The sequence below is a fragment of the Clostridioides sp. ZZV14-6387 genome (assembly GCF_020657835.1).
GTDB lineage: Bacteria > Bacillota > Clostridia > Peptostreptococcales > Peptostreptococcaceae > Clostridioides > Clostridioides difficile_A.
On record NZ_JAGWCW010000057.1, the window covers coordinates 1 to 5,514 of the forward strand.

At 28.0% G+C, this 5,514-nt stretch carries 3 protein-coding genes; 2 read left to right on the plus strand and 1 reads right to left on the minus strand.

From position 1 onward, the window contains the following. Window positions 1-266 precede the first annotated feature (266 nt). Window positions 267-1,451, minus strand: a complete 1,185-nt coding sequence (locus KGF38_RS19815) for a pyridoxal phosphate-dependent aminotransferase (RefSeq protein ID WP_227832691.1) — start codon at window positions 1,449-1,451, stop codon at window positions 267-269. A 372-nt stretch (window positions 1,452-1,823) separates the two neighbouring features. Here KGF38_RS19815 and KGF38_RS19820 point away from each other — a divergent pair, with 372 nt between their 5' ends. Both KGF38_RS19820 and nrdG read left to right on the plus strand, forming a co-directional pair. Then, window positions 1,824-4,175 carry an anaerobic ribonucleoside triphosphate reductase gene (locus KGF38_RS19820; RefSeq protein ID WP_054268692.1) on the plus strand — a complete coding sequence of 784 codons (2,352 nt, stop codon included), beginning with the start codon at window positions 1,824-1,826 and terminating at the stop codon, window positions 4,173-4,175. A 21-nt stretch (window positions 4,176-4,196) separates the two neighbouring features. Then, complete coding sequence (gene nrdG / locus KGF38_RS19825; RefSeq protein WP_054268693.1) at window positions 4,197-4,736, plus strand: anaerobic ribonucleoside-triphosphate reductase activating protein; 540 nt, start codon at window positions 4,197-4,199, stop codon at window positions 4,734-4,736. Window positions 4,737-5,514 lie beyond the last annotated feature (778 nt).

Genomic DNA, 5,514 nt, shown 5'->3' on the forward strand with positions numbered 1-5,514 from the left:
AAGTTAAGCTCTCTAGCGCTGATGGTACTTGGTGGGAAACTGCCTGGGAGAGTAGGACGTAGCCACGTAATCTTTTTATTATAATAAATTAACTTAGCACTTTAATTCAACATTTTACTTAATTTAATATTTCAATTAAAAAATAAAGCTACTGATTTTTAAATCAGTAGCTCTTTTGTTTTTTATCTAATATTTTAGTTAAGTTAGTAAATAAAAATCTTATATACTCATTTGGGATATTAACCATCATTTAATTTAAATTGTTATTATGCCATTATTTTATATACAAACTCTTTTAGTTTATCTAATCCAGATAAGAACGTATTTTCACTGCAAGCATAAGATATACGAATATATTTATCCATACCAAATGCTATTCCAGGAACAACTGCAACGTTATATTCTTCTAAAAATTGATTACAAAATTCTATAGAAAAGCTATCTTTATACTTAAATCTCTCAGATACTTTAGAGAGGTCTATAAATGCATAAAATGCGCCATTTGGATTTACATATCCTACATTTTCGATAGAGTCTAATTTTGATGTAATTAAGTCTCTTCTAGACTTATATGTCTTAACCATATTATCTATATCAGCTGAGCAATCTTTTAAGGCTCCATATGCTATGTATTGTGCTGTTAAACTTGGATGAGATATAAGATGTCCCTGTATAGAACTCATTGCTTTAGCAATGGTTTTATTAGATGCTGTATATCCCAATCTTAATCCAGTCATTGCAGCAGATTTAGAAAAACCATTTACAGTTATTGTTATATCTTTAGCTTCTTCACTTAATGAGGCAATTGATGTAAATTCCCCATCATAGCATATTTTTTCATATATTTCATCTGCTAAAATATATATTTTATTTTCTATACATACATCTACAATTTCTATTAATTCATCTTTTGTATAAATGCTACCAGTAGGATTTGAAGGATTATTTATTACAAGAATTTTTGTTTTATTTGTTATAGATTTTTTAAGCTCATCTTTTGTTAACTTGAATCCATTTTCTTTTTTAGTATCGATGAAAACTGGTACAGCATTTACTAATTTAACCATTTCAGGATAACTAACCCAATAAGGTTTTGGCAATAATACTTCATCTCCCTCATCTGTTAAAGCTAGCAAAGTATTCGTTATAGAGTTTTTTGCTCCACTTGATATAACTATTTCATCTATTGAATATTTACAATTATTTTCATCAATAAGTTTTTTACAAATTTCCTCTCTAAGTATTTTTAACCCTGGAACTAAATCATATTTAGTACAATCTTTATTTAAAGAGTCAATACCATAAGCTTTTGCATTATTAGGTACGTTGAAATCAGGTTCTCCTATACTAAGATTTATTACTTTAATTCCGTTGTTTTCCATTTCTTTAACTTTTGAACTAATACCTATTGTGTAGGATGGAGTTATAAAGTTTAGTCTTTTTGATAACATAAAATGCCTCCTTTTAAATTATTATTTATATTATACGACAGTTTTAAAGAATTTACATAAGGAAATTTGTAGATATATACATTAATGTACATGAAATTATACGTTTTTTGCCTAAAATTAGTGTAAAAAAAAGAGAAAAAATTTTTGACTCTCAGAGTTGTTAGAAACGCTACTGTTCAAAATATCTAGATAGTATTTGCAATGACTTGCGTAAGTTTGACTATTATGTACAAATTTGGTAATCTTAATATAGAAATTATTAAGATAATCCCTTTAACTTAGTTGAAGGGGATTTTTTTAGACTTAATATACTACATATAGTGGTATGTAGATTAATAAAATACAATATATAGTAATAGGAGGTTTTTTTAATTGGTTGAATTCGTGAAAAAAAGAGATGGAAGAGTAATCCCATTTAATGAAGATAGAATAACAAGAGCTATATTTTTAGCAGCGACAAATGTTGCAGAAAGGGAAGGAATAGTACCTGATTATAAATTATCTGAGCAATTAACTCAGGAAGTAATAAGATTTTTAAATCATAAATATTCAGAAACAGTTCCAAGTGTTGAGGATATTCAAGACTCAGTAGTTAAGATTCTTATAGAAACTGGTCATGCAAAAACTAGTGAAGAATACATAATATATAGAACTGAAAGAAGTAGAATAAGAAATTCAAAAACAAGACTGATGAAGGCAATAGAGGAGATTACTTTTGAGGATGCAGAAGATGCAGACATAAAAAGAGAAAATGCAAACATTAATGGTAATACAGCTATGGGGACTATGCTACAATATGGAAGCACTGTATCTAAAGAATTTTGTAAGACTCATATATTAAAGCCAGAACATTCTTTTGCCCATGAGAATGGAGATATACACATACATGATATGGACTTTTTAAATATGGGTACATTAACTTGTTGCCAGATAGATGTTAAAAAACTATTTAATGGTGGATTTTCAACAGGACATGGTTTTTTAAGAGAACCACAAGATATAATAAGTTATGGAGCATTAGCTGCAATCGCTATACAAAGTAATCAAAATGACCAACATGGAGGTCAAAGTATACCATTTTTCGATTATGGATTGGCTGAAGGTGTATATAAGACCTTTAAGAAATTCTACATAGGAAACTTAGCTAAAGCATTGAAATTATTTAAAGGAATTGAAAATAATGATGCAATAAAGAACATAGTATATAATACAGAAAAAGAAACAAATAAAAAGGTTGGTCTTAAAAGAGAGGAATTATATATAAACTCAGAAAAAAAGAAATTGATAGAAACTTTTGATATTGATGAAGAACTTGCAAATAACATGCAAAACTTTGCATTTGAAGAATCATATAGAGAAACTGATAAAAAAACATACCAATCTATGGAAGCATTTATACACAATTTAAATACAATGCATTCTAGAGCAGGTGCACAGGTTCCATTTTCAAGTGTGAACTTTGGAACAGATATTTCTGAAGAAGGAAGGATGGTAACTAAGAATCTTTTACTATCTCAAGAAAGAGGACTAGGTAATGGAGAAACACCAATTTTTCCAATTTTAATATTTAAGGTTAAAGAAGGAGTAAATTTAAATCCTGAAGACCCTAATTATGATTTATTTAAATTATCATGCAGAGTATCAGCTAAAAGACTATTTCCTAATTTTAGTTTCTTAGATGCGCCTTTTAATGCTAAATATTACAGAAAAGGTGAACCAGATACAGAAGCTACATATATGGGTTGTAGAACAAGAGTACTTAGTAATGTATGTGGTTCAGAAACAGTTAGTGGTAGAGGAAATATATCTTTTACTACAGTTAATTTACCAAGATTGGGTATAAAGCATGGCATTGTAAATGATGAGAAAGCTAATTTAGATAGTTTTTTTGAAGAATTAGATGAAAAGATAGACTTAATTATAGAGCAATTATTAGAACGTCTTGAGGTTCAAGGAAATAAAAAAATGAAGAATTTCCCATTCTTGATGGGTCAAGGTGTATGGAAAGGTTCTGATGATTTAGGACCAGAAGATACACTAAAAGAAGTAATAAAGCAAGGAACATTGACAATTGGATTCATAGGTTTAGCAGAATGTCTTATTGCTCTTATGGGTAAACATCACGGAGAAAGCAAAGAAGCCCAAGAATTAGGATTAAGAATAGTGTCACACATGAGAGCTAAAATGGACGAAGCCACAGATAAATATAAATTAAACTTCTCTTTAATGGGTACACCAGCGGAAGGTCTTTCAGGTAGATTTACTAAAATAGATAAAAAAGTATATGGAGAGATTAAAGGTATAACAGACAAAGAATATTATACTAATTCATTCCATGTACCAGTTTATTATAATATAAGTGCATATGACAAAATTGAGATAGAGGCTCCATATCATGAACTGACGAATGCAGGTCATATAACATATGTGGAATTAGATGGAGATCCATCAGATAATCTAGAAGCTTTTGAAACAGTTATAAAAGCTATGAAAGACTTAGGTATAGGATATGGAAGCATAAATCATCCTGTAGATAGAGATCCAATATGTGGATTTTCAGGTGTAATAGGAAGTAACATATGTCCTGTATGTGGAAGAAATGAAGATGAAAGTGATATCAAATTTGAAAGAATAAGAAGAATAACAGGTTACTTAGTTGGTACAGTTGACAGATTTAATAATGCAAAAAAAGCTGAAGTAAGAGATAGAGTAAAGCATAGATAGTTTTATTTGGAGGAATAAGTTATGAAAATAAGAATGTCATCTACTATAAGCCATGACAGTATAGTTGATGGACCAGGATTAAGGATGGTAATATGGACTCAAGGATGTATCCATAATTGCAAAGAATGCCATAATCCTCAGACACATGATTTATGTGGGGGATTTTACATGGATACAGAAGAAATTATAAATAAGATAAAATCATTAAAGTTACAAAAAGGTATTACATTATCAGGAGGAGAACCATTTTTACAGCCAGAACCATTAGAAGAAGTAGCAAAAGAAGCTAAAAGAAATGGACTGGATGTATGGTCATATACTGGATTCACATTTGAGCAGTTATTAGATAAAAAAAATAGTAGATATTTTAAAAATTTAAATTTACTAAAACAAATTGATATTTTAGTAGATGGAAAGTTTATGGCTGAGAAAAAAGATATAAGTTTAAAGTTCAGAGGTTCATCAAATCAAAGAATAATTGATGTTCAAAAAAGTTTGAAATATAAAAAAGTATTTTTAGTTGAACAATATATGAAAGATGATTTATCCATAGCAGAATAAAATATAAATAGACGGAAGTAAATATAATAATGTATTTACCTCCGTCTATCTTTATGTAATTTTGTTTATTTGCATCATATAAGATGTAATTGTTAAATAAAAATGCTTATCGTGTATTTTATTTAACTCTTTTATAAGCTGGATGATTCTAATAGATAGTTTCTAAAGGATATACAAGTATTAATTTATGGATTCTTTGCTAAGAAACTAGAATGTTTAGTTGTTATGTAAAAATCTTTAGTTACTATAAGAGAAGAATTCAAATAAATGATTAAATGTTGACAAGGAGCTCAGAAAGTAATTTACCCAGTGCCATCAAGATTGGTATTAAGCATTTTAAAAAATAGAAAATCTTTAAAATGAGTATTTTTAATAATATTTCTTGGTTTGTATCTTTCTTATAAACAAATTTTATAGTATAAATCAATTAAGTAAATAAGTCTAATTACATATAATACATATATTTGTATAAAAAATATTAAATTTTGTAATTTGTGGATAAATATGTTTATAATGTGGATAATATTTAATATAATAAGTTAAAACAATATGAATCAGTTGTTTATAATGTGGATAATATAACCATATGTAAATAAATGAGATACTTGAAAGTAAAAAATGTGAAAAAAGTTATTGACTCTAAAAGGAAAAGTTGGTATAGTAATACTTGTCCTCAAGAAAAGGGCAAACAGATAAAGCATAAAGAACTTTGAAAATTAAACAGTAGGTTAATTTATAAACAAGAAACAAACCATAAAGCCAGATATTTTGATAACAA